The organism is Fructilactobacillus carniphilus (genome assembly GCF_024029675.1).
Classification (GTDB): Bacteria; Bacillota; Bacilli; order Lactobacillales; family Lactobacillaceae; genus Fructilactobacillus; species Fructilactobacillus carniphilus.
The window spans coordinates 869,772-894,964 of the sequence record NZ_CP097121.1 but is presented as its reverse complement, the minus strand read 5'-3'; the positions used below and the strand labels follow the sequence as shown (position 1 = coordinate 894,964).

Below are 25,193 nucleotides of genomic sequence, written 5' to 3'. Positions count from 1 at the left end.
ACTCAGAGTGTGGTGGCGATAGCCTAAAGGATACACCTGTTCCCATGCCGAACACAGTAGTTAAGCTTTAGCACGCCAAAAGTAGTTGGGGGATCGCCCCCTGCGAGGATAGGACGTTGCCACGCGATTATTCCGACATAGCTCAGTTGGTAGAGCACCTGACTGTTAATCAGGTTGTCGACGGTTCGAGCCCGCCTGTCGGAGTTTAGAGTTATCTTTGCGAGATAACTCGCGAAATTAAACTTAGTTTCGCCGACTTAGCTCAGTTGGTAGAGCATCGGCATCGTAAACCGGAGGTCGGAGGTTCGAATCCTCTAGTCGGCACTTATATTAAAGCGAAAAGCAGTTTGACGTTTATCGTCAGACTGCTTTTTTAGTTCATGTTACTAAACGTAACATCAATTATTGACCAACTGGTTTTTTAAGTTTATGATTGCAGGCAATGAGGAGTTGTTGATATGAGTGAAAAGGAATTAAGACGATCTTTAGCAGTCTTGCCCATGGGAACGGTGATGAAATTAACGTCACTCACGGCTCGCCAGATTAGATATTACGATGACAGTGGGCTGGTACACTCAGAACGGACGGCAAGTAACCGCCGTTTGTACTCGTTGAATGATATTGACCGGATTTTAGAAATCAAAGATTATCTGGATGAAGGCATGAATATCGAGCAAATTAAGCGAGTCTACGAGAAACAACGCTTACGCCAAGCAAAGAAACAAGCGGCTAAACAGCAAAGCGTTAGCGACCAGAAAGTACGGCAGTACTTGCGTAAGGATATCTTAAAGGCCGGTGGCTTATATCAAAACGATGACTCACAATTTTAATCTAAGACATGCTGAAAAAGGAGTAGGAATATGGACAAAACAACTGAGTACACCCCAGATGACATTCGCAAAATGGTAAAAGATGAGGACGTGCGCTTTTTACGGTTAATGTTTACTGATCTATTGGGAACGGTGAAAAACGTAGAGGTTCCGATTAGTCAATTGGAACAACTTCTCGCCGGCAAGCTCATGTTTGATGGTTCTTCAATTGATGGGTTTGTCCGAATTGAAGAAAGTGACATGTACCTGCAACCAGACTTATCAACTTGGATGGTCTTTCCTTGGGGTGACGAACATGGCAAAGTTGCTCGTTTAACTTGTAGCGTGCACACTGCCGACGGCGAACAATTCGCTGGTGACCCTCGGAACAACTTGATGCGTGTCTTAGAAGAAATGCGCGAAATGGGCTTCAGTGACTTTAACATTGGACCAGAACCAGAATTCTTCCTCTTTGAAATGGATGAAAATGGGCGCCCCACGAAGAAATTAAATGACCAAGGTAGTTACTTTGACTTAGCTCCGATGGACTTAGCTGCAAACGTCCGGCGGGACATGGTGTTAGAATTAGAAAAGATGGGCTTCAACGTGGAAGCTTCTCACCACGAAGTTGCTCCTGGCCAACACGAAATTGATTTTGAATACGATGATGCGATTCGGGCTGCTGACCACATTCAAACCTTTAAGATGGTGGTGAAGACGGTTGCACGTCGTTACGGCTTGTACGCAACGTTTATGCCTAAACCATTGAACGGGGTCAACGGATCCGGAATGCACATGAACATGTCCCTCTTTGATAAAGACGGCAAGAATGCCTTCTTCGATGAAAACGGCGAGGATCAACTTTCCCAAACTGCTTACTACTTCTTAGGTGGGTTATTGAAGCATGCCAAAGCCTTAACTGCAGTCTGCAACCCAACGGTTAACTCATACAAGCGACTGGTACCTGGATTTGAAGCTCCTGTATACATTGCCTGGTCTGGGGCTAACCGTTCACCAATGGTGCGGGTTCCAATTGCTCGGGGGAAGGGAACTCGGCTCGAATTACGGAGCGTGGATCCATCCGCCAACCCATACTTAGCCGTTGCCGCTATTTTAAAGGCTGGGTTAGACGGAATTAAGAATCAGATTACGCCGGATGATCCCATTGACCGGAACATTTACAGCATGGACGGTGAAGAATTGAAGTTAGATCACATTCAAAAACTGCCATCCACATTGCACGATGCTTTGCAAAGCTATGCTACTGACGACATGATGAAAGACGCCATGGGTCCTCACATTTACCAAAACTTCTTAGACGCGAAGAACATGGAATGGACGGCTTACAGTCAGAACGTTTCACAATGGGAACGGAATCGTTACCTTGACATGCTCTAAACTGCACGTTGTAAATTAAAAATAGTTCCTGTATAATCTCCTCTTAACTAATGCTTAATAATTCATTAAGTTAAGAGGAGATTTATTGTTTTCTTCACTAGGTAAAGGGAGGTCATTTTTTGGAAAAGAAACACGACGTTGACCATGCCTTCTTTGGTCAACCAAAAGGGTTACAGTATCTAGCCGGGACCGAATTTTGGGAACGGTTTAGTTACTACGGAATGCGGGCTATCCTGCTGTACTACATGGTGGCGGCAGCAACTCAAGGAGGACTGGGACTCTCGCAAACGACTGGTTTATCGATTATGTCGATTTACGGAGCGTTGGTGTACCTTGCCTCTGTCTTTGGTGGTTACGTTAGTGACCGGATTTTAGGAAGTCGTCGCACCGTTTTTACCGGTGGAATCCTAATTATGCTGGGTCACATTGCCTTAGCACTACCAATCGGCTTAGTTGGATTGTTCGCTTCGATTGGATTGATTACCCTAGGAACGGGTTGTTTGAAACCGAATATTTCTGACATGGTGGGGAATCTTTATTCCAAGTCGGATGCACGTCGGGATAGTGCTTTTACGATTTTCACCTTTGCCATTAACTTAGGAGCCTTTATTGCTCCGTTTGTTTGTGGTTGGGGAGCTAGTTCAGTTAGTTACCACTTTGGGTTCTCGTTTGCCGCTGTGGGAATGCTGATTGGGTTAATTTTCTACTATTACGGTGGTAAAAAGTACTTGGGTGACGATGGCTTGAAGCCAACCGACCCTATCCAACGGGATGAATTAGCCAAAATTTCACTTTGGATTGTCATTGGATTGATTGCCTTTGTGGCAGTGCTGGTGGTAATGCACTTTATGGGTATTCTGACGCTAGATAGTTTTGTTAGTGTCTTGAGTGTGATTGCCCTAGTAACGCCAGTGATTTACTTTGTCATCATGTTACGAAGTAAAAAGGTTACCAAAGTGGAACGCTCCCGAGTGTGGGCCTACATCCCACTCTTCATCGGAGCGGCCATCTTCTGGGCCATTGAAGAATCAGGGTCCAGTATCTTAGCTACATTTGCCTTAAAGCAGACCAACAACCACCTCGGTTGGCTGACGATTAACCCTAGTTGGTATCAATCGTTAAATCCGCTCTTCATCATGCTGTACACGCCGCTTTTTGTGTGGTTATGGACAAAACTGGGAAAGAACCAGCCTAGCACGCCGAAGAAATTTGCGTACGGACTCTTCTTTGCTGGATTATCGTTCCTCTTCATGGTGATTCCGCTCGTTCTGTTTGGAACGCATGCAATGGTAAGCCCGCTGTGGTTAGTGGGTAGTTGGGCCATCATTGAAATTGCAGAAATGCTGATTTCGCCAATTGGTTTGTCGGTTACGACGAAGTTAGCGCCAAAAGCCTTTGGAGCGCAAATGATGAGTATGTGGTTCTTAGGTGACGCCGCTGGGCAAGCCATCAACTCCCAAATTGCTCGTTTCTATACGCCGGGCAATGAGGTTGGTTACTTTGCTGTCATCGGATTAGTTGCCATCTTGATTAGTATTATTTTATTGTTCCTCGTTAAACCAGTCGAAAAATTGATGGATGGGGTTCGCTAATTCGTTAGAAAAAGTCCTAAAATTTTAGGACTTTTTTTTATTTTTCCCTTGACGATTTTCGAGATTTTGGGTAATATAATATATGTTGATTAGGTGATGTGAATCACCTAAGAATGTCGGAGGGGTAGCGAAGTCTGGCTAAACGCGGCGGACTGTAAATCCGCTCCTTCGGGTTCGGTGGTTCGAATCCACTCCCCTCCATTTTATTATTGGGCTATAGCCAAGTGGTAAGGCACCAGGTTTTGATCCTGGCATGCGCTGGTTCGAACCCAGCTAGCCCAACTAACTAATACGACTGACTTGTGTCAGTCGTATTTTTTTACAATGAGGAGGATCTCATGGCACTTCCAGTTTACATCCAAATTCATGACGACCTGAAGGCTAAAATTGAGCGTGGTGATTGGCCGGTCGGAACGCGACTACCAGCGGAACGCAAATTAGCACTACAGTACCAGGTGAGTCGGATGACACTGCGTCAGGCAATTGGAACGTTGATTGATGAGGGTTTGTTGAAACGGAAGGCGGGATCCGGAACCTTTGTTACCAACCAGAAGGTGCAGGAACACATGTCAGGGATTTCCAGTTTTACGGAAACCATGTTGTCATTGGGTAAGCAACCCTCCAGTAAAACCTTATCCTATCGGATTGTCGAGCCCACTTTTCGCGAAGCTGAACATTTGCAACTAGATCCAGGAGAACGGGTTTTAAGGATGGAACGACTTCGTTGCGGTGATGACGAACCGATTTGCTTAGAAACCACGGTGGTCACGGCCCGCTTAGTCAGCGACATGAGCCAAGCCGAGGTCACGAAATCGTTGTATCGTTCTTTGGAAGAACGGTGGAAACAGAGTCCGACTAGCGCCCAACAGTACATTTCGGCAATTTTAGCCAGTCCAGAAGTGGCAGAACAGCTCCAAATTAAACCGAGCGCTCCAATTCTCAAGTTGAAACAGATTTCATATTTTTCCGACCAACAGCCGTTTGAGTTCGTTGAAACCCAGTATGCGGCCGAACGTTTTGAATTTTATCTGAAACAGTAGTGAAAACAACTCCACGAAGGGGTTGGTTTTTCTTTAGTTGCCAAAGAATGGTAAAATAGCGGTAACTATTTATGAGGAAATGATTTTGGGAGGATAACAATGGCACTGGCTGATGCTGCTGACAACTTAACGCTGCATACCGATGATTATGAAATTAACATGATGGCGACTTACTTTGAAAAGGGAATGGCGGACCGCCACGCCGTGTTTGAAGTTTACTTTCGCAAAATGCCGTTTGGCAACGGGTATGCCGTGTTTGCCGGCTTAGCCCACTTAATTGATTACTTAAATAATTTGCGGTTCACCGATGCCGACATTGATTACCTGCGGGCTCAGAGTGACTATTCGGAAGCCTTTTTGGACTACCTGAAGCATTTTCAATTCCACGGCACGATTCGCTCGGCCCAAGAAGGGGATTTGGTCTTTAACAACGAACCAATTGTCCAAGTCGAAGGGACGTTACCAGAGTGTCAGCTAATCGAAACGGCGCTCTTAAACATCGTCAACTACCAAACGTTGATTGCTACGAAGGCCGCTCGGATTCGGAGCGTGGCAGGCGATGACCCATTGCTGGAGTTTGGGAGCCGGCGCGCCCAGGAAGTTTCGGCTGCTTTATGGGGAACCCGGGCCGCTTACATCGGCGGTTTTGATGCCACTTCGAACGTGCTAGCTGGTCAACAATTTGGCTTACCGATTTCGGGAACTCACGCACACTCGTTGGTGGAATCATTTGGAAACGACTATGACGCCTTTAAGGCCTACGCCGAAACTCACCGTGACTGTGTCTTCTTAGTTGATACCTTTGACACGTTGAAAAGCGGAGTCCCAGCTGCCTTAAAGGTCGCTCGCGAAATGGGTGACCGGATTAACTTCCAGGGAGTACGGATTGATTCTGGAGACATGGCCTACATTTCTAAGAAGGTCCGGGATCTGTTGGATCAAGGTGGTTTCCCGGATGCCAAGATTTATGCTTCCAACGACCTCGATGAAAATACGATTAGCAGTTTAAAGATGCAGCACGCTAAAATCGACGTCTGGGGAGTGGGAACCAAGGTCATCACGGCCTTTGACCAACCAGCATTAGGTGCCGTTTACAAGTTAGTTTCGGTCGAAAACGACCAGGGGCAGATGATTGATACCATTAAAATTTCTAACAACGCTGAAAAGGTCTCCACGCCCGGTAAGAAGCAGGTTTGGCGGATTACGGAACAGAAAGATGGTAAGTCCGAAGGAGACTATGTGGCGTTAGCCACTGAGGATCCCCGCGACGAAGCGGAACTGTATATGTTCCATCCGCAATACACTTACATCAACAAGACGATTACCGATTTTAAGGCCGAACCGCTCTTAAAGGACATCTTTAAAGATGGTCAGTTAGTCTACGAACAACCGAGTTTGGCAGAGATTAAGCAACACGCTAACCAGGTAAAGGACATGCTGTGGCCAGAATACAAGCGGATGCTCAACCCCCAAGAATACCCGGTGGACTTGTCGCAGGCTGCTTGGGACAACAAGATGAACTTGATCAACCAAATTCAACATGGTCACGAAAATCATTTACAATAAACGGAGGAACAAGCGATGAATGCGGAACAACGCGCCATCCAACAACAAATTATCCAAACGTTACGGGTTCAACCAAAGATTGATCCGGCAATGGAAGTACGTCGCAGCGTGGACTTTATGAAGGATTACCTGCAGCGGAATCCGGGTCTAAAAACCCTAGTGCTGGGCATTTCTGGCGGACAGGATTCGACGTTAGCCGGAAAATTAAGTCAACAAGCGGTGACCGAATTACGCCAGGAAACGGGCGATGCTGATTATCAGTTCATCGCCGTGCGGTTACCGTATGGAGAACAAGCTGACGAAGCGGATGCGATGGCAGCGATTGATTTTATCCAACCTAATCGGACCGAACGGGTTAATATCAAGGCAGCAACGGATGCCATGGTTGCCGCCGTCGATGCTAACGATGAAACGTTATCCGACTTTAACAAGGGGAACCTGAAAGCCCGGGAACGGATGATTGCTCAGTTTGCGATTGCCGGTGCGCATCACGGAGTTGTGGTAGGAACTGATCATGCGGCAGAAGCTGTGACCGGTTTCTACACTAAGTTTGGTGACGGAGCAGCCGACATCACGCCTCTGTGGCGCCTCGATAAACGGCAGGGCCGGGAACTGTTAGAATACCTGGGGGCTCCTACAACCTTGATTGCTAAGACGCCCACGGCTGATTTGGAAGACGACCGACCGTCCTTACCAGATGAGGTGGCGCTGGGAGTCAGTTATTCTGAGATCGATGCTTTTCTGGAAGGTCAGGACGTTAGTGAGCAAGCGGCAGCCACCATTGAGGACTGGTACCGCAAAACGGAACACAAACGCCACACACCGATCACGGTCTACGACGATTTCTGGAAAAATTAATTAGCGACTAAACTAAAAGACTTCGTTAGCGATAACGGAGTTTTTCGTTTGCAGCGAAAAGGTGAAGATTTAAATGGAACAAAAGTTAGTCAAACAAGTTGTTGCTGAACTTGATCAAATCAAAGTCGGGCAAGCGCAACGGACGTTACAATTATTAGAGGATGGCAACACGGTGCCATTCATTGCTCGGTACCGGAAGGAACAAACCGGGAATCTGGATGAAGTTCAAATTCGGGAATTGGCAGATCACTACCAGCGGGCCGAAAAGTTAGCCTCCCGCAAGGCAGAAATTACCAAGCAACTGACCGAACAACAGCATCTAACGCCGCAGCTAGAACGGCAGTTAGCAGCAGCAACCACCATGCAGCAGGTGGAGGACCTCTACCTGCCGTATAAAACGAAACGGCAGACCAAAGCCGAACTGGCCAAACAACGCGGTTTGCAGCCGCTGGCAAATCAATTACTGCAGTTTTCAGCTCAGCCGGTAGAACAACTCGTGCAACCGTTTGTTAATCCTGATCAGGAGCTTCCAAACGAAACGGCTGCTATCAGTGGGGCACAGGAAATCATCAGCCAAGCAGTCACTGAAACGGCCCGGTTTCGGGATTGGATTCGGACCTATACTTGGGAACACGGTCAGTTAGTGACGTTAGTGAAGTCGCATGGGAAAGAACAGGACGAACGCCAGGTCTACGCGAACTACTATGATTTCACGGAGCGCTTAACTCAGATTCCAGCCTACCGGGTGCTCGCAATTAACCGGGGCGAACAGGAACAGGTTCTGCGGGTTAAAATTGACGTGGATGAGAATGTAATTCTTAACTATTTGCAGTTTCACGTAATCGGGAAGCACACTGGTCCGAGCGTCACGGTGGTGCAGCAAGCTCTGACGGAAGCCTTTCGCCGGTTCCTTCGCCCCGCGATTGATCGAGAACTCCGCAATCAGCTCACAGAAGCCGCAGCCAACCATGCAATTAGCGTCTTTGGGACCAACCTTTATCATCTGTTGATGCAACCGCCGCTGAAAGGGAAAGTGGTGCTGGGTTTTGATCCAGCCTACCGCACCGGGTGTAAGCTAGCCGTGGTCGACGAACGGGGGAAGTTCCTCGCGAAAAAAATCATTCATGCGACCCCACCGGCTAGCGAAAGGCAGATCAAGCAGGCCACGAAAGAGTTACAGCAGTTAATTGCGCAGTATCACGTGGACGTGGTGGCAATTGGGAACGGAACGGCTTCACGGGAATCGGAACGGTTCGTGGCGCAGGCGTTGCAGTCCTTAGATCGGCCCGTTCATTACGTGATTGTGAACGAATCGGGAGCGTCTGTGTACTCGGCCAGTCCGTTAGCCCGGGCAGAATTTCCGCAACTCCAGGTCGAGGAACGGTCCGCCATTAGCATTGCCCGCCGGCTCCAGGATCCTTTGGCGGAACTAATCAAGATTGACCCGAAGGCAGTCGGAGTGGGGCAATACCAGCACGATGTAGCCGAAAAAGAACTGGATTTGCAACTGGACCGGGTGGTAGAAACGGCGGTGAATCAGGTTGGAGTTAATCTGAACACCGCCAGTCCGCAACTACTGGCCCATATTTCAGGACTGACGCCCGTGGTGGCCGGCAACGTGGTGGATTACCGGGAAGCCAACGGCGGTTTTACTAATCGGAACCAGCTCAAGCAGGTTCGGCGTCTCGGGCCGAAAGCCTTTGAACAATCCGTCGGTTTTTTACGTATTATAGGGGGAAGCAACCCATTCGATAATACTGACATTCACCCGGAAAGTTATTCGGCGGCCCAGCACATCCTGGACGAACTACAGGTTGACCGGGATCATTTGACTGATCAGGATAGTCAAACGAAATTGCAGCACGCTAATGTCGCGCAATTAGCCGCGCAACTCGATTTACCTAGCTCGTTAGTCACTGATCTCTTACAGGGACTCACGCATCCCGGCCGGGACCTCCGCGACCAGATGCCGGCTCCCTTGTTAAAGGACGACGTGTTAACCATGGCGGACCTGCGCGAGGGAATGCAGCTGCAGGGAACAGTTCGCAACGTGACCGACTTTGGAGCTTTCGTGGACATTGGGGTTAAACAGGACGGTTTGGTTCACATCTCCCGGATGAAAAAAGCCTTTGTCAAGGACCCAGCTACGGTTGTCGCAATCGGCGATGTGGTCACCGTTTGGGTGATGGGGGTCGACGAACAACGCCAGCGAATTCAGTTATCGATGATTGATCCACACGAGGAGAAATGATCATGACCGACCAACAGTTACAGCAGTTAGTGGAAACCATTTCGGCGGACTCTTTTCAGCGTCCGTTTCATCACCGTGCTTATTTTAACCGGAGGTTGCAGACCACCGGGGGCCGCTACCATTTAAAGTCCCATAACATTGATATTAATCCGAAGATGGCGCAGGACCGGGCGGTGTTAACCGGCGTGATTAAGCACGAGTTGGTTCACTACCACCTGCATCAGATGGGACAATCGGGTAAGCACAACACGCCAGCCTTTAAGCAGTTACTAAAAGCGGTAGGCGGGAGTCGTTATGCCCCGCGGATGGACCAGCAGTGTCGCTATCTTTACCAGTGTGAGCATTGTGGGCAACAATATCCGCGTCAGCGTCGTCTCAACGTGCAGCGCTACGTCTGCAGTCAGTGTCGCCATCGCTTAAAATTAGTTAATCCAGCGGTCGCCAAGTAAAAAAGACTTGCATCTCTGCCGAATTCTTGCTATGATAATGATTGTTAATTCGCGGCCATGGCGGAATTGGCAGACGCGCAAGATTAAGGATCTTGTCGGGAGTTTTCCCGGTGGAAGTTCGAATCTTCTTGGCCGCACTATTTAAAAAGGATTGCTGACGTTCGTTCAGCAATCCTTTTTTGTTATTAAACAGGCGCCAACCAAAAAACCGATTCTGCACGAGGCGGAACCGGTTCTGAATTAATTTTTCGGTAATTCGTTGTTATTATTAACGGAGTCATTACTGTTAAAGAAGGAACCGTCTTCACCATCTCCTTCATTGGAGTTAACTTTACGTTGGGTTGGCGTTAACTGGCTTTCGGTTGGTAAATCAAGTGATTTTCTGATGTTGTTAGAAACCTTTAGCAGTTCCTTATCTGGAGCAACCTGATAACTTAAACCATCTACCATGGCGTTGTCACACTGCAGGGCGGTTTGTTGCAAGTTCTTAGTCGCGTCCTTGTAACTGCCAGCGATGGTGACCATGTCGTCAAAGGTGAGGTTTGTTTGCAGATTTCCTTTCAGACTCTTTAGAATCTCGCCGTAGCGACCAACGTTGCCAATCGTCAATCCTTTTTGTAAGATGGCGTTGAGGACTTGGCGTTGCCGAATTTGCCGGCCGTAATCACCGAGCGGATCTTGGTACCGCATCCGGGAATACTGGAGGGCGGTTTGACCGTTCATGTGTTCAGTTTTACCCTTTTTCACGCTAATTCCTTCGTAGTCAAAGGTCAGGTTCGGCGTGATGTCCACGCCCCCGACGGCGTTTACCATCTGCTTAATCCCCTTCATGTTAACGACGGCGTAGAAGTCAACGGGAACGTTAAAGAGCCTGTGGACAACCTCAGTTGCCGTATCAGCCCCGCCAATGGTATAAGCGGCGTTAATCTTTTCGTACGGTTGGGAATCGCCCGGCACCACGACCTTGGTATCCCGTGGGATACTAGTGAAAGTGGTCTTTTTAGTGTTCGGGTTTACGGTTGCCAAAATCATAGAGTCAGTACGTCCCTTATCTGTCCGCCCCAGTTCTCCGGTATCAGTTCCCATCAATAGAACGGTAAATGGCTTGCGTTGCTTAATTACTTTGGCAACATCCCGGGAATTCTTGGCTCCAGAGTAAGTTGAGTTTAACGTGGAAGCCACCCGTTGGTACTGAAAGAAAGCGAAACCAAGGACGGCGAGAGCTACGATTAGTAACCCGGCCATCCAAGTCCAAGCCTTGGGATGCCACTCAATCTCATCAGGATTCGGCCGCTTCGGTGGCTTCGAACGTTTCGGTGTTGGTTGTGATTCATTCATAAAATGGTTGCGGCCGGTACGTTTGTCCGGCTGATTATTCCGTCTCTCTGTCATGATAGCCCTCGTTTTTATATCAGTCTGTTCTCAATTATAAACTATTCGGAAAAAAAGCTGACGTTGAAACGGTGATTTTAAGGAATTTTTTACAATTAAATCGCCAATAGGGGTTTTGGGTTGTGTGTTAGAATAGCAGGTAATGAATTCACTAGGAGGTGGGGGTTTTAGATGGCTAAATTAGTTTTGATTCGGCACGGAGAAAGTACCGCAAACCAACAGCATATTTTTACGGGGTGGAATGACGTCCCGCTGACGGAGCAGGGGAAGCAGGAAGCACGTGAAGCTGGAGAACGGTTACGCCAATTGAATTTGTCTTTTACCGCGGCCCACACCTCTTATTTGAAACGGGCGGTTCAATCTGAAAACATCGTGCTAGACAGCATCGACCAACTTTGGATTCCCCAGTATAAGACCTGGCGGCTGAACGAACGGCACTATGGCGCGCTACGGGGTCGCAAGAAACCGGTGGTCCGGGAAGAAGTCGGCGAAACACAATTCATGCAGTGGCGCCGGAGTTTCACGGCCGTTCCGCCACTGCTAGACGAGGTCATCCTGAAACGGCGCTACGCCCGGATTGGTGTCCATGAACCGCGGGCGGAAAGCCTAAAAATGGCTTACGACCGCTTGTTGCCATATTGGCAGGATCAACTAGCCCCGCGGCTCTTACAACATGAGAATCAGCTAATCGTGGCCCACGGCAGCTCGTTACGAGCGTTGATTAAGTACCTCGAACACCTCTCCGACGTAGCCATTGACGGGGTGGAGGTCCCGAACGCCCAGCCAATTGTTTATACACTGGATGACCATTTACAAATTGCGGATAAGCAGATTTTACGTTAGCAGTAAGCATTAAATTAGATAGTTAGGTTGAAGACTAATTGTAGCCGAACCGGTGTGATTTTCTTTTCACCAACTAAAAAATGCGTAACCACATTTCGTGATTACGCATTTTAATTTACTTAATTAAGCTAACGTACCCATTGGATCCCATGGTGCGAGAACCGTTGGTGCTTGGGCTTGTTCTTCTCGTTCTTGGTCAGTCAGGTACTTCTTGTTGATGACAACTTGGTAAACAAATTCGCTGAACCAGTCGTCACTCATGACGAAGTAACCCTTGGTTCCGACCTTGTCACCCCAGCTGTTTTCGACTTTCCACTTGGTTGGCTTGCCGTTGACAAGATCAACTCCGGTAATGACCATAGCGTGGTCCATCACACTTTCGCCGTAGTCGAGGCGTTCGGCTTTGCTCATGCTCATGTCGGTGTCCATCAGTTGGTCAACGTGGTAGAGATCGGTGTCCATCAAACCGTTCTTCCGGTCGCTGGCTTGACCAACGTCACTACCGAACCAGACCGTTTCACCGGCTTGGAGTTGCTTGATGGTTAATTCCTTCAGGCGTTCGATTGGTAAGTTGTAGTGCTTGATTGGTTGACCACCAACGACGTTTCCGAGCATTTCGACCGTGTAAGTTTGGTTAAACGGCTTGTCGTCCGTCGGGGAGTTAATGATGGATACGTAGTCAGCTAAGTTGACGTTTACGTATTTTTTAAAGAACTCCTGGGGCGTGATGTTTTGGTCAATGTGGTATTGGTTATCACTGTCACGGTATTCGAAGGTAAATTCCGTCGTGGGTTTGCCAAAGGCGTACACTAACATCCGGTAGATTTCGTTTAACATGTCATCTTTTTTGGCATTAATGATTTCTTCGCTTTGACCGTCTTTAACCAGTTTTCGTAAGATGATGGCATCGTGCCGTAACTGGGTGTTTAAGGCGCTGTTTAACTCACTGGAGTTGTTGCTGCTGGCGGTTTCAGCCATGGCAGACTTCGGCACCACGCCGTACTTTTCAATCAAAGCGGCAATCATGTCCCACTGACCACCGTCTTGTTGTGGCGTTTGTAAGAGGAAGTTTACCTTCCGATCCGTCAATGGTTGGTTGGCCGTCTTTAAGACGTTGGTTAAGAAGTAGTTCGACTTTTCAAACTTATCCCAGAAGAAGAGGTAAACTTGAGAAAGTTCGAATTCCTTCGGGACGTTAAAGTTGCCTTCGACCTTGGACCGCATCGTGTTCAAGGCGGCAAAGAGCCAGCAGCGACCACTCCGTTTTTGGTCGGAAACCGGTTGGCTGGAGACGTCCACGGAAAAGACGGGGTATAACTGGTCGTTGGCTTCGTAGTCAGCGGCGGAAGCTAAAATCCCGTTGTGGGTAACGGCGCGCCGAATCACGTCGGCATCTGGTTGTTCCTTTAGGTTATTTTGATAACGTTCAATGTTTTCTGGTGAAATTTCCTTTGGCATTGCAATGACCTCCATCAATAAATTACGAATATTATACCGCATTTTAGGTGTTTACCGCACGTTAATGACCTCAGGACCGTTAGCGTGTTGCACAATAATCGTGTTTACCATGTCTAAGAAGAGGCCGTGTTCAACTACTCCCACCAGGGGATCGAGGATGTGGGCCAGTTCTTTGGGATCATCTAAAGGATCGAGGTAGAGATCAATGATGTAGTTGTTAGAATCCGTGGTAACGAACTCGCCAGCTGCGTTCTTGCGGAGCTGGGGTTGTAAGTCTAACCGGTCTAAGCGGCGTTCGAGTTGCGTACTGCCGTAGGGGATGACTTCCACCGGAATGGGATAGTTAAAAGCGGTGACCATCTTGCTTTCATCCACAATCCACATGTTCTTCGTGGAGTTCGTAGCGACAATCTTTTCCATTAAATGGGAGGCGCCCCCACCTTTGATACCTTGGTAGTGTTGGTCAATTTGATCGGCACCGTCAATCGTAAGGTCGATGCGGTCGACTTCATCGACGGTTTTGAGCGGAATCCCCAGTTCGTTGGCATGCTTGCGGGTGGCCTTGGAAGTTGGCACCCCGACGATGTTGAGGCCTTCTTTTACTCGTTGCCCCAGGGCTTCAACCATGTACCACATCGTGGATCCACTCCCAATGCCGACGACCATCCCATCTTCAATGTATTGAACGGCTTCTTGACCCACCTGCGCCTTTTGTTGTTTAATTGCTTCGCTATCCATTGACTGTCCCCTTCATCCACCATATAATTTATAATTCAGTCTTTAATTTTCCATGGCTTTTTAGCATTTGTCAAGTAATGTTGAATTGCTCTAAATCCTGTTAGAATGGTACTATCCAATTATTTAAAGGTGAGGAGTTTTGCAAATGAAACGAGGGTTTGAAATTACATCACAAGCGGCTGATTTGGGAATTCAATTACCCCAGCGCGCAACGAAACAAGCAGCCGGTTATGACCTGGCTAGTTCCACTGACATCGTGTTGCCATCAATCTGGAAGCAGGGGCTCTTACGGGCCTTTAAGATTTTACGCCAGGGGCGGCAGTTAACCGCTACAGAAGCCGACGAGGCCAGTCAAGACTTGAAGCCTTACTTAGTTCCGACTGGGATCAAGGCCTACATGCAACCCAACGAGGTCTTAATTTTGGCCAACCGGTCCAGTAATCCGCTGAAACGGAGCCTGATTTTACCCAACGGGATCGGCGTGATTGACGCTGATTACTATAATAATGAGAAAAACGAGGGAGAGATCTTTGTCCAGCTGGTTAACTGGGGGATTCGGGATCGTAAGATTCACAAGGGCGATCGGATTGCTCAGGGAATCTTTATGCCGTATCTCCTAGCGGATGCGGATGAAACGCCGCACACGACGAGAACCGGTGGCTTTGGCTCTTCTGGTTATTAGAGAGGAAGCACGTGTATGAGTAAAACAAAGACCCAGTTTGTCTGTTCTAACTGTGGTTACATTTCACCGACCTACCTGGGCCGGTGCCCCAATTGTGGGGAATGGAATACGTTTACCGAAGAAACGGTCACAAAGGATAGTGGAACAAACGCCAAGTCGACTCGAGTGTCTTTGACCGGAAGTCGCGTGGAACCGCAACTGATTAACGAGGTTGACGCTCAGGACGCGCCCCGCTACCAGATTCAATCAGCCGAGTTAAACCGAGTGCTCGGGGGCGGAATTGTGCCCGGATCCTTGGTCTTAATTGGGGGCGATCCCGGGATCGGGAAGTCGACCTTACTGCTCCAAGTTTCTGGGCAATTAGCCACGCTCGGAAAACGGGTCCTGTACGTGACCGGAGAAGAAAGTGCAGATCAGGTTAAGATGCGGGCGGATCGGCTGCAAATTGCGGTGAATGACCGGCTCTACGTTTTTCCAGAAACCGACATGACGGCGGTACGCGATGCAATTGCGAACCTAAAACCGGACGTCGTGATTGTCGACTCCGTCCAAACGATGCAGGAGGGCGATGTGGACTCCGCGATTGGCTCGGTTTCACAGGTCCGGGGCGTGACGACCGACCTGATGAACATTGCGAAGACCAACAACATTACGGTCTTCATCGTGGGCCACGTGACCAAGGGTGGCGCGATTGCCGGACCGAAAACTCTGGAACACATGGTGGATACGGTGCTGTACTTTGAAGGGGATAAACACCACTCGTACCGCTTGTTACGGGCGGTTAAGAACCGGTTTGGGTCGACCAACGAACTCGGTATCTTTGAGATGGCGGACGGGGGCCTGCAAGAGGTGCAAAATCCGTCGGAGATTTTCCTGGAGGAACGGCTGAAGAATGCGACCGGATCGGCGATTGTGGTGGCGATGGAAGGCACCCGACCGATTCTGGTGGAACTTCAGGCCCTGATTACTCCTTCTGTCTTTGGCAACGCGCAGCGAACCGCGACCGGAGTGGATCGGAACCGCATCTCGTTGATCATGGCCGTCTTAGAAAAGCGAGCGGGCTTGATGCTGCAAAATCAAGATGCCTACGTTAAGGCCGCTGGGGGCGTGAAACTGAACGAACCCGCGATTGACCTCGCAATGGCGGTTAGCATTGCCTCCAGTTACGAAAACATCAGCACCAATCCGCGCGAGTGTTACGTTGGTGAACTCGGACTGACCGGAGAAGTCCGGCGGGTCGATCGGATGGAACAACGAATTCGCGAGGCCGCTAAGTTGGGCTTTGACCGCATCGTGGTTCCCCAACACAGCTTAGAAGGGCTTGACGTGCCCGATGGCATCGAAGTAATCGGGGTCACAACCCTCAAGGAAGCGCTTAAGTTAGCCATCCCCAAGTAAACCAAGCAACGCGGGTTTATTTTTGGGAGCAGAAATTGTAAACTAAGGGTAAACAATATCATAAATAGAAAAGAGAGAATGCAATTGGCAAACGATCAGATTCGCGTTCGGTATGCACCTAGTCCCACGGGGCATCTGCACATCGGAAACGCACGAACGGCAATTTTTAACTATTTATTTGCCCGGCACTACAAGGGTAAGTTCATCATCCGAATTGAAGATACGGATACGAAACGGAACGTGCAAGATGGAGAAGTGAGCCAGTTAAATAACTTGAAGTGGCTCGGTTTGGACTGGGATGAAGGTCCAGACGTTGGCGGGGACTACGGTCCGTATCGGCAATCAGAACGGAAGGACACTTACGATCCGTTGATTCAACAACTACTCGACGAAGGCAAGGCCTACTACTCCTACAAGACGGAGGAAGAACTTGAAGCAGAACGGGAAGAACAACGGGCGCGCGGGGTGATGCCGCACTACGAATACGAATACGCTGGCATGACCGCTGAAGAACGGCAAGCAGCAATGGAAGCCGCCGAAGCCAAAGGCTTAAAGCCAGTGATTCGGTTTAAGGTGCCAAAGCACAAGACTTATGAATGGGACGACATCGTGAAGGGTCACGTTTCCTTTGACTCTGATACCATCGGGGGCGACTTCGTCATCGTGAAGCGGGATGGAATGCCGACCTACAACTTTGCGGTGGTAGCCGATGACCACAACATGAAAATCAGTCACATCTTCCGGGGTGACGACCACGTGGCCAACACGCCCAAGCAATTGATGATTTACGAAGCCTTTGGATGGGAACCACCGAAGTTCGGTCACATGAGCCTGATTATCAGTGCTGATACCGGCAAGAAATTGAGTAAACGGGACGAAACCGTGCTGCAATTTATTGAACAGTATCGGAACTTGGGGTACCTACCGGATGCGATGTTTAACTTCATCGTGCTGCTCGGTTGGTCACCAGTCGGGGAAGACGAAATTTATTCCGAAAAACAGTTCATCAAGATGTACGATGAAAAACGCTTGAGTAAGTCACCCGCTACCTTCGATAACAAGAAGTTAGAATGGATTAACAACCGGTACGTCAAGGACGGCGACGAAGACGTAGTCGTGGACCTCGCCTTACAACAACTGATTAAGGCCGGCAACTTACCGGAAAATCCGGATGCCAAGACGATTGAATGGGCCCGCAAGTTAATTGACGTCTACCGGCGCCAAATGAGCTACATGGCCCAAATCAACGAAATGGCAGCGGTCTTCTTTACTGAACCAGAACAGGTGACGGGAGATGCCCTAGCCGAATTGCAAAACGACACCGCTCCGGTTGTGTTACAAACGTTCGCACAAAAGATTCAGGAACTTCCAATCTTTGATAAGGTGGCCATCTTACGGACCATTAAGGAAGTTCAAAAGGAAACGGGGATTAAGGGTCGCAAGCTCTGGATGCCCATCCGGATTGCCGTAACCCACGAAATGGAAGGTCCCGAATTGCCCGAATCAATCGAATTGATTGGACGTGAAACGGCCTTGCAACACGTGCACCAAACGTTACAACAAATCGAGGCAAACTAAAATATTTTTCTGTCAATTGGTCTAGTACATACTAGGCCTTTTGTTTTATCAGCTAACCTGCTGATTATGGTATGATAAGGCATAAATAATTTGAAAAAGGGGTCTGCCACGATGAAATTACAAGTTTACAATTCACTGGATAACCAGTTAGAAACCTTTACGCCTTTAGAACCTGGTAAGGTGAAGATGTACGTCTGTGGACCGACCGTCTATAACTACATTCATATCGGCAACGCCCGCAGCGTGGTGGCCTTTGACACGATTCGTCGTTATTTGGAATACCTGGGTTACGATGTGACCTACGTTTCTAACTTTACGGATGTCGATGATAAGCTAATCACGGCGGCTCGAGCAGAGGAAACCACGGTTCCAGAACTCGCTGACCGGTACATCCAAGCTTATTACGAAGATACGAACGCTTTGAACGTTAAACCGGCGACCGTTAACCCTCGGGCCACGGAAAATATCCCGAAAATCATTGCCTTTGTGCAGGATTTGATTGAGAAGGGCTACGCATACGCCGTTGAGGGTGACGTGTACTACCGGGCCCGCAAATTCCCAAGCTACGGAGAGCTAGGGCACGAAGACATTGATACGCTGGAAAGTGGCGCCAGTGAGCACATTTCCGCGGCAGAATTAGCCAAAAAAGAAGACCCGATTGACTTCGCGCTCTGGAAAGCGGCAAAACCAGACGAAATCTCCTGGGATTCACCGTGGGGTGCGGGTCGGCCTGGTTGGCACATCGAATGCTCGGTGATGGCCACCAAGTACCTGGGTGACACGATTGACATTCACGGAGGTGGCATTGACCTTGAGTTCCCGCATCACGAAAACGAACGGGCCCAGAGTGAAGCCAAAACCGATCAATTATTTGTGAAGTACTGGCTCCACAATGGCTTTGTTACAGTCGGGGATGACGACGAAAAGATGAGCAAGTCCAAGGGGAACTTTGTGACGGTTCACGAACTGATCAAGCGGGTTGATCCTCAAGTAATCCGGCTTTTGATGGCCACTACCCAGTACCGACGCCCGATTCGCTTTAGCCAATCCGGCTTAGACGAAGCTCAGGCTAACCTGAAGAAATTGCAGACCGCTTATCAAAACCTCAATTATCGTTTGAAAGATGCCGAATCCGGTAGTGATTTTAAACTTGAACAAGAGGTTCGGCAGGTTCAAGCGGACTTTCAGGACGCCATGAATGACGACTTTAACGTTCAAAATGGCATTGCCAGTGTTTACGAACTGGCTAAGTTGGGTAACATTTACAGTGAACGACCGGTGGTCTTTGCGGAGACGTTGAAGACGATTAGCAGTCGGTTGGCACAGCTCGCGGTCATCTTTGGGATTGAACTCACCACCGAAGAACTCAACGACGAGCAGGTGGAAAGACTGATTGCCGAACGGGAACAAGCGCGGGTTGACAAGGACTTTGCCCGCAGTGACGAAATCAGAGACGAACTCAAAGATCAGGGAATTGTGTTGGAAGACACCCCGCAGGGAACCCGCTTTAGAAGGGAATAACAGTAGGAATGGACGATGCAGAACAAAATTTAGCCTTTCGCCAGTTAAATGGGATTGCGTTAGCATACCTGGGCGACGCCGTGTATGAAGTTTTTATCAGACGACACCTGATTGACCAGGGGTTAACCCGCCCCAACCAACTGCAGCACAAGGCGACCCGTTATGTTTCCGCTAAGGCGCAGGCCGGTTTGATTGCTTTAATGGAAGAAGACGACCTGCTCACGGACGAAGAGTGGTATTTTTACAAACGGGGGCGCAATGCGAAGAGTTACACCCATGCCAAAAATACCAGCGTGATTACGTACCGGGTGTCCACCGGTTTTGAAGCCCTCTTTGGCTTCTTGTCTTTGAGTGGGCAAGCTGAACGGCTCCAAAAGTTAGCCCAGTGGTGCATTGAACAGGTCGAAGCAGGAAGGGTACGGTATGCCAAATAAACAAACAGAGACCGATTTTATTATCGGTCGGCATCCGGTTGTAGCGGCATTACGCAACCGCGATCAGGAAATTAATAAAGTATTTTTACAAACCGGAATTAGTAAAGAGGATCGGACGATTCAAGCCATTTTACAGTTAGCCAAGGGCCGGCACTTAGTAATTGCCAATGTCCCGAAGGCCAAGCTCGACCTAATGTCTGACCGACAGAATCACCAGGGAGTAATTTTAGCGGTCGCTCCGTTTAAATACGCCACCATTGATGATTTGTTTAACCGTGCCCAGGAACGAGACGAAGCGCCGTTCTTTGTGATGTTAGACAACGTGGCTGATCCGCATAACCTGGGATCGATCCTGCGGACGGCGGATGCTGCCGGAGTGCATGGGGTGATCATCCCCAAACACCGCTCGGTCGGCTTAACCGCCACGGTGGCTAAAACGGCGGCCGGGGCCATGGAACGGGTGCCTGTCGCACGAGTTACTAACTTGGTTAATACGATTCGGGAGCTGAAGGAACGCGGCGTTTGGATCTTTGGAACCGACATGCAGGGAACTGATTACCGGCGTTGGAATGCCCAGGGGGCCGTGACCCTCGTAATTGGAAGCGAAGGTAAGGGAATTTCGCCCTTGGTGAAACAAAAGATGGACGAATTACTAACCATCCCGATGATTGGTGACATTCAAAGCCTGAACGCGGCAGTGGCTGCGGGCCTTTTGATGTATCAGGGCTTTAACTCTCGCCATCCTCTGTAACTGGAATGCCGGGCGAGGAAGTGAAAACATGAAAAAAGAACTGTTGATTGTGGACGGTTACAATGTGATTGGAAGCTGGCCTCACTTAAATCAACTGAAACTAAAGGATCAACTGCCAGAGGCGCGTGATCAATTGCTCTGGGACCTTTCAGAATACCAAAAGTACAGTGGTAAAAAGGTCATCGTGGTCTTTGATGCGATGTACGTGCCGGGCAACGCCCGCACTGTGCAGGTTAAAAACATTGATGTCGTTTGGACCAGTAAGAACGAAACGGCCGATTCGTACATCGAGGCGCTGGCCACGAAGGAACAGTCGCTGTTCACGCAGGTTGAAGTGGCCACGAGTGACCACGCCGAACAGTGGACCATTTTTAGCGCGGGGGCGTTACGAATCCCCGCGCCAGAACTTTTGCGGTCGGTGAAACGGGCCAAGGTGGAGATTAAACAGGTCACGAAGACCTATCACCAGCGTCCGTTGGGGAACCGGATCAACTTTAACGAAACAGAAGCCCAAAAGTTACGGGATTTATATCAGCGTTTAGATCAGGATCAGTGAGTAATCACTGGTCCTGATTTATTTTTCACTAATTAGTTAGTGGCTTTTCACTAGCTGACCATTGGGCTAGGCGAATAACGGGGACTTGAAACAAACGTTCGCTTGTGGGCTTAGTCGTGCTTCTGTAATTTAAGAGCAACTAACCACAAGGAGTGCGATAGGAATGGGAACAAAACTAATTTACAAGTTCGATAATGCAACGGTACAAGCAGCTCAAGAAAACGAGGACCAGTTTGTCACTTTATTTCAGCAGTTTGCCCCGGTTCACCTAAAATTATGGCGGGACTACTTTTTAAACGATATGGAGTTAACCGACTGGAGCCAGGAAGCCGCCCTGGTCTTCATTAAGACGCTACACCACTATGACCTGGGAAAACGGGTTCCCTTTGGTGCTTTTTATAAGACCAATTTACGTAATCACATGTTTGATTTACTGCGCAAAAAAAACGCCCAAAAACGAATTCCCGAACGCTTACAGGCATCGTTTAGCGCCAGTCCCGAGTACTATGCCGAAACGATCCAGGATTACGCTGCTCCTGACCCATTATTTTGTTGTGAACTGACGGAACGGTTCCAAGCAGTCGGGGCGGCTTGTTCGCGCTTTGAGTGGCAGGTGTTATTAGCGACGTTGCGCCAACAAACGGTTCCCCAAATTGCCCAGCGGCTGTGCGTGGAAGAACAACAGGTTCAAAACGCGTTGCTACGGTGCAAACGCAAGTACCGTCGGTCCCAGGATTGACGCCCGGCTGGTTTGATGCTAGAGTATAGTCATGTTAGGAGGGAGACGTTGATGGTCCAAACAAAAATGGCGTTAGCGTGCTCTGTGTGTGGTGCACGGAATTATCATATTTCCGTTTCAAAGCAGTCCCACCGCTTAGCCCTTCACAAATACTGCAAGCACTGTGGGAAAAGCACTTTGCATCGCGCAACACGCTAGGAGAAGAAGAACGATGAAACGATTTTGGAACTTTTTAAAGAGCGTGATTGGCGAACTTAAGCTGATTACGTGGCCCAATGCTCGGCAAACCAGGATTGATACGACGACGGTGATTGGAACAACCCTGTTCTTTACCGTCTTCTTAGGTTTAATTGACTGGGCATTAGAAGCGTTGTTATTAAACGCAGGCTAGGCTGGTTTTACCGGTGTATTTTTGGTATAGTTAGTATTGAAAAACTTCGTGGGCGCGAGGTTTTTTTATTTTACCTCCGCTCAGCTGCATAAAATTAGCAAGATAGTCGAAAAAGTTAGATATAAAGGAGAGATTGCGATGGTAGAATCAGCAGAAAAACAATGGTACGTTTTACACACGTACTCTGGTTATGAAAACAAAGTTAAGGAAAACCTGGAGTCACGGCGGGATTCTATGGGCATGCAGGATTACATTTTTGATGTTGTGGTTCCTGAAACTGAAACCCACGAAGTGAAAAACGGCCAGGAAAAAGTGGTGATGGATAAGACTTTTCCCGGTTACGTATTGGTCCAAATGGTCATGACTGACCGAGCTTGGTACGTAGTTCGAAATACTCCCGGAGTGACTGGATTTATTGGTTCTCACGGTCAGGGATCCAAACCAAACCCGCTCTTACCAGAAGAGGTGGAACGGGTAATGGCAAGTCTCGGGGTTAAAGAATCCGTCAAACCATTAGACAGTGAAGTTGGCGATACGGTAACCATCGTGGATGGAGCCTTCAAGGGCTTGTCTGGTAAGATTACCAGCATTGACAACGAAAAAGGCAAGCTCAAGGTTAACATCGACATGTTTGGACGCGAAACGGCTACCGAACTAGATTTTAACCAGGTTAAACCGCTCACGTTAGAATAATGAACTTGTTAATCATTAGTCGGTGTGTTAGACTAATCTAGTGTATTTATGCATAATCAACGTGGGAGAAGAATTGTTCTTCAGTGACCACACACGGACTTAAGGAGGTATGTCTCGTGGCTAAAAAAGTAGCTGATATCGTCAAGTTACAAATTGCAGCGGGTAAAGCAACACCTGCTCCTCCAGTTGGACCTGCATTGGGTCAAGCTGGGGTAAACATCATGGAATTTACAAAGGATTTCAACGCTCGGACTGCTGATCAAGCAGGAATGTTGATTCCAGTTGTAATCACGGTATACGAAGATCACACGTTTGAATTCGTTACCAAAACTCCACCAGCCGCAGTGCTCTTAAAGAAAGCTGCTGGCGTGGAATCTGGTTCTGGTGAACCCAACACAAAGAAGGTCGCTAGTGTTACTAAAGACCAAGTGAAGGAAATTGCCGAAACCAAAATGCAAGATCTAAACGCCGCTGACGTTGAAGCAGCAATGCGTATGATCGAAGGTACTGCACGCAGTATGGGATTCACCGTTGAAGGTTAATCTTTAGGACTACGTTGTTAGTCGCTACGCCGTCAAAAGACGGCGTGTGAGCGTGGGAGGATATTCTTTCCGTCATCACCACATTTGCAAGGAGGAAATTACATGGCTCGTACAAGAGGGAAAAAATACAGAGCAGCTGTTGAACAAATCGACAAGAGTAAAGCTTACCCAGTCGACGAAGCAGTCAAGCTCGTACAAAAATTAGACACTGCTAACTTTGATGACTCCATCGAAGCAGTTATCAAGTTAAACGTGGACACGAAACAAGCAGATCAACAGTTACGTGGTGCCGTAGTGCTTCCTAACGGAACTGGTAAAGATCAAACAGTCGTTGTGTTCGCCAAGGGTGACAAAGCTAAGGAAGCAGAAGCTGCTGGTGCTGACGTCGTTGGTGAAGATGACTTAGCCCAACGGATTATGGACGGTTGGTTAGACTTTGACGTTGCTATTTCCACTCCTGACATGATGGCTCAAGTGGGTCGTTTAGGTCGGGTCTTAGGACCAAAGGGCTTAATGCCAAACCCTAAGACGGGAACGGTTACGATGGACGTTGAAAAGGCCGTTAAAGACGCTAAGGCTGGTCAAGTTACCTACCGGACTGACCGGGACGGAAACATTGCCGTTGCGATTGGGAAGGCATCATTTGACGCTGATAAGTTAGTTGAAAACTTTAAGACCGTTGAAGATATTTTGGTTAAGAACCGTCCTTCTTCAGTGAAGGGTACGTACATCCAAAACATCTCCGTTTCATCTACATTTGGTCCAGGTGTGAAGGTTTCCCCTGAATCATTCTAGGTCAACGATTGAAAATTAAAAAATCCCAGATTGACGACTAATCATAATTATGATAAATTGTTAATTGAATATGAATCGCCTAAGACTCAGGTGACCATTATGGTCTTAATCACCGCCTGCCGAGGAGTTTAACGACTTTTCCTTATGTTTTGGCTAGCATAGGGATTTTATATTAGGTCCCAATTTAAATCGGGAGGTGAAATTATGCCAAAAAAAGAAGTTATTGAAGCAAAAGCAAAAAAGGTAACGGAAGTTGCTGATGATTTTAAAGAATCTGTTTCAGCAATCGTGGTTAACTCACGGGGATTATCTGTTGCTCAAGACACTGAATTACGGAAAGAATTACGTGATAACGGTGTGAAGTTAATGGTAATCAAGAACAAGATTCTGGAACGGGCTGCTGATGAAAGTGGTCACACTGACCTGAAGGAAGTCTTCAATGGTCCTAGTGCAGTTGCCTTTTCTCAGGAAGATCCAATTGCTCCTGCTAAAATCTTGAAGAAGTTCGCTGAAGATCACGACGCCTTAGAAATTAAAGGTGGAATTATCGAAGGTGAAGTTGCTTCCCTTGATAAGATTAACGAATTTGCTACGTTACCGAGCCGTGAAGAACTGCTTGCTACTCTTGCAAGTATGTTACAAGCACCAATCCGTAACGTTGCCTACGCTGTAAAGGCTGTGGCTGAAAGCAAATCAGACGACGATGACGCCGCATAATA

The 25,193-nt window shown here is 48.3% G+C and carries 26 protein-coding genes, 5 tRNA genes, 1 rRNA gene and 1 other annotated feature; of the genes, 29 read left to right on the top strand and 3 right to left on the bottom strand.

The genetic code is table 11. From position 1 onward, the window contains the following. The first annotated feature begins 8 nt into the window (after positions 1-8). The 14 genes from rrf to M3M37_RS04515 all read left to right on the top strand — a co-directional run bounded on the left by rrf (position 9) and on the right by M3M37_RS04515 (position 10,100). A 5S ribosomal RNA gene (gene rrf, locus M3M37_RS04580) occupies positions 9-125 on the top strand. 6 nt (positions 126-131) lie between these two features. Then, a tRNA-Asn gene (locus M3M37_RS04575) sits at positions 132-204 on the top strand. A 47-nt stretch (positions 205-251) separates the two neighbouring features. Then, a tRNA-Thr gene (locus tag M3M37_RS04570) sits at positions 252-324 on the top strand. A gap of 134 nt (positions 325-458) precedes the next feature. Beyond that, positions 459-830, top strand: coding sequence for a MerR family transcriptional regulator (locus tag M3M37_RS04565; RefSeq protein ID WP_252794483.1), 372 nt, complete (start codon positions 459-461; stop codon positions 828-830). 30 nt (positions 831-860) lie between these two features. Continuing rightward, entirely contained in the window at positions 861-2,207 is a 1,347-nt protein-coding gene (glnA, locus tag M3M37_RS04560; protein WP_252794481.1) for a type I glutamate--ammonia ligase, read from the top strand. Positions 2,208-2,326: 119 nt separating this feature from the next. After that, positions 2,327-3,799, top strand: a complete 1,473-nt coding sequence (locus M3M37_RS04555) for a peptide MFS transporter (RefSeq protein WP_252794480.1) — start codon at positions 2,327-2,329, stop codon at positions 3,797-3,799. A gap of 118 nt (positions 3,800-3,917) precedes the next feature. Next, a tRNA-Tyr gene (locus M3M37_RS04550) sits at positions 3,918-4,000 on the top strand. A gap of 9 nt (positions 4,001-4,009) precedes the next feature. Beyond that, positions 4,010-4,081, top strand: a tRNA-Gln gene (locus M3M37_RS04545). Between the two features lie 56 nt (positions 4,082-4,137). Beyond that, the gene (locus M3M37_RS04540; protein WP_252794478.1) at positions 4,138-4,839 is read left to right on the top strand and encodes a GntR family transcriptional regulator; all 702 of its coding nucleotides are present in this window, start codon (positions 4,138-4,140) and stop codon (positions 4,837-4,839) included. A 99-nt stretch (positions 4,840-4,938) separates the two neighbouring features. After that, positions 4,939-6,405, top strand: coding sequence for a nicotinate phosphoribosyltransferase (locus M3M37_RS04535; RefSeq protein ID WP_252794477.1), 1,467 nt, complete (start codon positions 4,939-4,941; stop codon positions 6,403-6,405). A gap of 15 nt (positions 6,406-6,420) precedes the next feature. Continuing rightward, positions 6,421-7,263 (top strand): ammonia-dependent NAD(+) synthetase, encoded by an 843-nt coding sequence (gene nadE / locus M3M37_RS04530; RefSeq protein ID WP_252794468.1) that lies wholly within the window; start codon positions 6,421-6,423, stop codon positions 7,261-7,263. A gap of 73 nt (positions 7,264-7,336) precedes the next feature. Further along, a complete protein-coding gene (locus M3M37_RS04525) occupies positions 7,337-9,514 on the top strand; it encodes a Tex family protein (RefSeq protein WP_252794460.1) in 2,178 nt (725 codons plus the stop codon). A 2-nt stretch (positions 9,515-9,516) separates the two neighbouring features. After that, entirely contained in the window at positions 9,517-9,963 is a 447-nt protein-coding gene (locus M3M37_RS04520) for a SprT family protein (protein ID WP_252794458.1), read from the top strand. Positions 9,964-10,014: 51 nt separating this feature from the next. Continuing rightward, a tRNA-Leu gene (locus tag M3M37_RS04515) sits at positions 10,015-10,100 on the top strand. A 103-nt stretch (positions 10,101-10,203) separates the two neighbouring features. Here M3M37_RS04515 and M3M37_RS04510 read toward each other — a convergent pair. Beyond that, positions 10,204-11,355 carry an LCP family glycopolymer transferase gene (locus M3M37_RS04510; protein ID WP_252794456.1) on the bottom strand — a complete coding sequence of 384 codons (1,152 nt, stop codon included), beginning with the start codon at positions 11,353-11,355 and terminating at the stop codon, positions 10,204-10,206. A gap of 171 nt (positions 11,356-11,526) precedes the next feature. Between M3M37_RS04510 and M3M37_RS04505 the strand changes: the two genes are divergently transcribed. Continuing rightward, positions 11,527-12,198: a 2,3-bisphosphoglycerate-dependent phosphoglycerate mutase gene (locus M3M37_RS04505; protein ID WP_252794455.1), complete on the top strand. Its 672-nt coding sequence runs from the start codon at positions 11,527-11,529 to the stop codon at positions 12,196-12,198. 123 nt (positions 12,199-12,321) lie between these two features. Here the strand turns inward: M3M37_RS04505 and M3M37_RS04500 are convergent, their stop codons facing one another. Next, positions 12,322-13,656 carry a C1 family peptidase gene (locus tag M3M37_RS04500; RefSeq protein ID WP_252794445.1) on the bottom strand — a complete coding sequence of 445 codons (1,335 nt, stop codon included), beginning with the start codon at positions 13,654-13,656 and terminating at the stop codon, positions 12,322-12,324. Positions 13,657-13,707: 51 nt separating this feature from the next. Beyond that, complete coding sequence (gene rpiA, locus M3M37_RS04495; protein WP_252794444.1) at positions 13,708-14,394, bottom strand: ribose-5-phosphate isomerase RpiA; 687 nt, start codon at positions 14,392-14,394, stop codon at positions 13,708-13,710. A 145-nt stretch (positions 14,395-14,539) separates the two neighbouring features. Between rpiA and M3M37_RS04490 the strand changes: the two genes are divergently transcribed. The 14 genes from M3M37_RS04490 to rplJ all read left to right on the top strand — a co-directional run bounded on the left by M3M37_RS04490 (position 14,540) and on the right by rplJ (position 25,191). Next, the gene (locus M3M37_RS04490; protein WP_252794442.1) at positions 14,540-15,076 is read left to right on the top strand and encodes a dCTP deaminase/dUTPase family protein; all 537 of its coding nucleotides are present in this window, start codon (positions 14,540-14,542) and stop codon (positions 15,074-15,076) included. Positions 15,077-15,091: 15 nt separating this feature from the next. Then, positions 15,092-16,474: a DNA repair protein RadA gene (radA, locus tag M3M37_RS04485; protein WP_252794441.1), complete on the top strand. Its 1,383-nt coding sequence runs from the start codon at positions 15,092-15,094 to the stop codon at positions 16,472-16,474. A gap of 84 nt (positions 16,475-16,558) precedes the next feature. Further along, positions 16,559-18,052, top strand: a complete 1,494-nt coding sequence (gene gltX, locus M3M37_RS04480; protein WP_252794439.1) for a glutamate--tRNA ligase — start codon at positions 16,559-16,561, stop codon at positions 18,050-18,052. Between the two features lie 111 nt (positions 18,053-18,163). After that, entirely contained in the window at positions 18,164-19,573 is a 1,410-nt protein-coding gene (cysS, locus tag M3M37_RS04475) for a cysteine--tRNA ligase (RefSeq protein ID WP_252794437.1), read from the top strand. Positions 19,574-19,581: 8 nt separating this feature from the next. Beyond that, positions 19,582-20,007 carry a Mini-ribonuclease 3 gene (locus M3M37_RS04470; RefSeq protein WP_252794436.1) on the top strand — a complete coding sequence of 142 codons (426 nt, stop codon included), beginning with the start codon at positions 19,582-19,584 and terminating at the stop codon, positions 20,005-20,007. Then, positions 19,997-20,758 carry a 23S rRNA (guanosine(2251)-2'-O)-methyltransferase RlmB gene (gene rlmB / locus M3M37_RS04465; protein ID WP_252794434.1) on the top strand — a complete coding sequence of 254 codons (762 nt, stop codon included), beginning with the start codon at positions 19,997-19,999 and terminating at the stop codon, positions 20,756-20,758. Before M3M37_RS04470 ends, rlmB begins: the two co-directional genes overlap by 11 nt. Before the next feature lie 28 nt (positions 20,759-20,786). Next, a complete protein-coding gene (locus tag M3M37_RS04460) occupies positions 20,787-21,314 on the top strand; it encodes a YacP-like NYN domain-containing protein (protein WP_252794432.1) in 528 nt (175 codons plus the stop codon). Positions 21,315-21,477: 163 nt separating this feature from the next. Beyond that, positions 21,478-22,053, top strand: coding sequence for a sigma-70 family RNA polymerase sigma factor (locus M3M37_RS04455; protein WP_252794430.1), 576 nt, complete (start codon positions 21,478-21,480; stop codon positions 22,051-22,053). Positions 22,054-22,104: 51 nt separating this feature from the next. Then, positions 22,105-22,251 carry a 50S ribosomal protein L33 gene (gene rpmG, locus M3M37_RS04450; protein WP_252794428.1) on the top strand — a complete coding sequence of 49 codons (147 nt, stop codon included), beginning with the start codon at positions 22,105-22,107 and terminating at the stop codon, positions 22,249-22,251. 13 nt (positions 22,252-22,264) lie between these two features. After that, positions 22,265-22,444, top strand: a complete 180-nt coding sequence (secE, locus tag M3M37_RS04445; protein ID WP_252794426.1) for a preprotein translocase subunit SecE — start codon at positions 22,265-22,267, stop codon at positions 22,442-22,444. Positions 22,445-22,582: 138 nt separating this feature from the next. Continuing rightward, entirely contained in the window at positions 22,583-23,137 is a 555-nt protein-coding gene (gene nusG / locus M3M37_RS04440) for a transcription termination/antitermination protein NusG (RefSeq protein WP_252794424.1), read from the top strand. A gap of 116 nt (positions 23,138-23,253) precedes the next feature. Further along, entirely contained in the window at positions 23,254-23,679 is a 426-nt protein-coding gene (gene rplK, locus M3M37_RS04435) for a 50S ribosomal protein L11 (protein ID WP_252766245.1), read from the top strand. Between the two features lie 102 nt (positions 23,680-23,781). Next, positions 23,782-24,474, top strand: coding sequence for a 50S ribosomal protein L1 (gene rplA / locus M3M37_RS04430; protein WP_252766244.1), 693 nt, complete (start codon positions 23,782-23,784; stop codon positions 24,472-24,474). Positions 24,475-24,534: 60 nt separating this feature from the next. Beyond that, positions 24,535-24,654, top strand: a sequence feature (ribosomal protein L10 leader region). A 24-nt stretch (positions 24,655-24,678) separates the two neighbouring features. Next, entirely contained in the window at positions 24,679-25,191 is a 513-nt protein-coding gene (gene rplJ / locus M3M37_RS04425) for a 50S ribosomal protein L10 (RefSeq protein ID WP_252794422.1), read from the top strand. The last annotated feature ends 2 nt before the right edge of the window (positions 25,192-25,193 follow it).

Bases quoted from the DNA above. Each gene is read 5' to 3' on its own strand.
- M3M37_RS04565 (WP_252794483.1), top strand. From the start codon at position 459: ATGAGTGAAAAGGAATTAAGACGATCTTTAGCAGTCTTGCCCATGGGA.
- glnA (WP_252794481.1), top strand. From the start codon at position 861: ATGGACAAAACAACTGAGTACACCCCAGATGACATTCGCAAAATGGTA.
- M3M37_RS04540 (WP_252794478.1), top strand. From the start codon at position 4,138: ATGGCACTTCCAGTTTACATCCAAATTCATGACGACCTGAAGGCTAAA.
- M3M37_RS04535 (WP_252794477.1), top strand. From the start codon at position 4,939: ATGGCACTGGCTGATGCTGCTGACAACTTAACGCTGCATACCGATGAT.
- nadE (WP_252794468.1), top strand. From the start codon at position 6,421: ATGAATGCGGAACAACGCGCCATCCAACAACAAATTATCCAAACGTTA.
- M3M37_RS04525 (WP_252794460.1), top strand. From the start codon at position 7,337: ATGGAACAAAAGTTAGTCAAACAAGTTGTTGCTGAACTTGATCAAATC.
- M3M37_RS04520 (WP_252794458.1), top strand. From the start codon at position 9,517: ATGACCGACCAACAGTTACAGCAGTTAGTGGAAACCATTTCGGCGGAC.
- M3M37_RS04510 (WP_252794456.1), bottom strand. From the start codon at position 11,355: ATGACAGAGAGACGGAATAATCAGCCGGACAAACGTACCGGCCGCAAC.
- M3M37_RS04505 (WP_252794455.1), top strand. From the start codon at position 11,527: ATGGCTAAATTAGTTTTGATTCGGCACGGAGAAAGTACCGCAAACCAA.
- M3M37_RS04500 (WP_252794445.1), bottom strand. From the start codon at position 13,656: ATGCCAAAGGAAATTTCACCAGAAAACATTGAACGTTATCAAAATAAC.
- rpiA (WP_252794444.1), bottom strand. From the start codon at position 14,394: ATGGATAGCGAAGCAATTAAACAACAAAAGGCGCAGGTGGGTCAAGAA.
- M3M37_RS04490 (WP_252794442.1), top strand. From the start codon at position 14,540: ATGAAACGAGGGTTTGAAATTACATCACAAGCGGCTGATTTGGGAATT.
- radA (WP_252794441.1), top strand. From the start codon at position 15,092: ATGAGTAAAACAAAGACCCAGTTTGTCTGTTCTAACTGTGGTTACATT.
- cysS (WP_252794437.1), top strand. From the start codon at position 18,164: ATGAAATTACAAGTTTACAATTCACTGGATAACCAGTTAGAAACCTTT.
- M3M37_RS04470 (WP_252794436.1), top strand. From the start codon at position 19,582: ATGGACGATGCAGAACAAAATTTAGCCTTTCGCCAGTTAAATGGGATT.
- rlmB (WP_252794434.1), top strand. From the start codon at position 19,997: ATGCCAAATAAACAAACAGAGACCGATTTTATTATCGGTCGGCATCCG.
- M3M37_RS04460 (WP_252794432.1), top strand. From the start codon at position 20,787: ATGAAAAAAGAACTGTTGATTGTGGACGGTTACAATGTGATTGGAAGC.
- M3M37_RS04455 (WP_252794430.1), top strand. From the start codon at position 21,478: ATGGGAACAAAACTAATTTACAAGTTCGATAATGCAACGGTACAAGCA.
- rpmG (WP_252794428.1), top strand. From the start codon at position 22,105: ATGGTCCAAACAAAAATGGCGTTAGCGTGCTCTGTGTGTGGTGCACGG.
- secE (WP_252794426.1), top strand. From the start codon at position 22,265: ATGAAACGATTTTGGAACTTTTTAAAGAGCGTGATTGGCGAACTTAAG.
- nusG (WP_252794424.1), top strand. From the start codon at position 22,583: ATGGTAGAATCAGCAGAAAAACAATGGTACGTTTTACACACGTACTCT.
- rplA (WP_252766244.1), top strand. From the start codon at position 23,782: ATGGCTCGTACAAGAGGGAAAAAATACAGAGCAGCTGTTGAACAAATC.
- rplJ (WP_252794422.1), top strand. From the start codon at position 24,679: ATGCCAAAAAAAGAAGTTATTGAAGCAAAAGCAAAAAAGGTAACGGAA.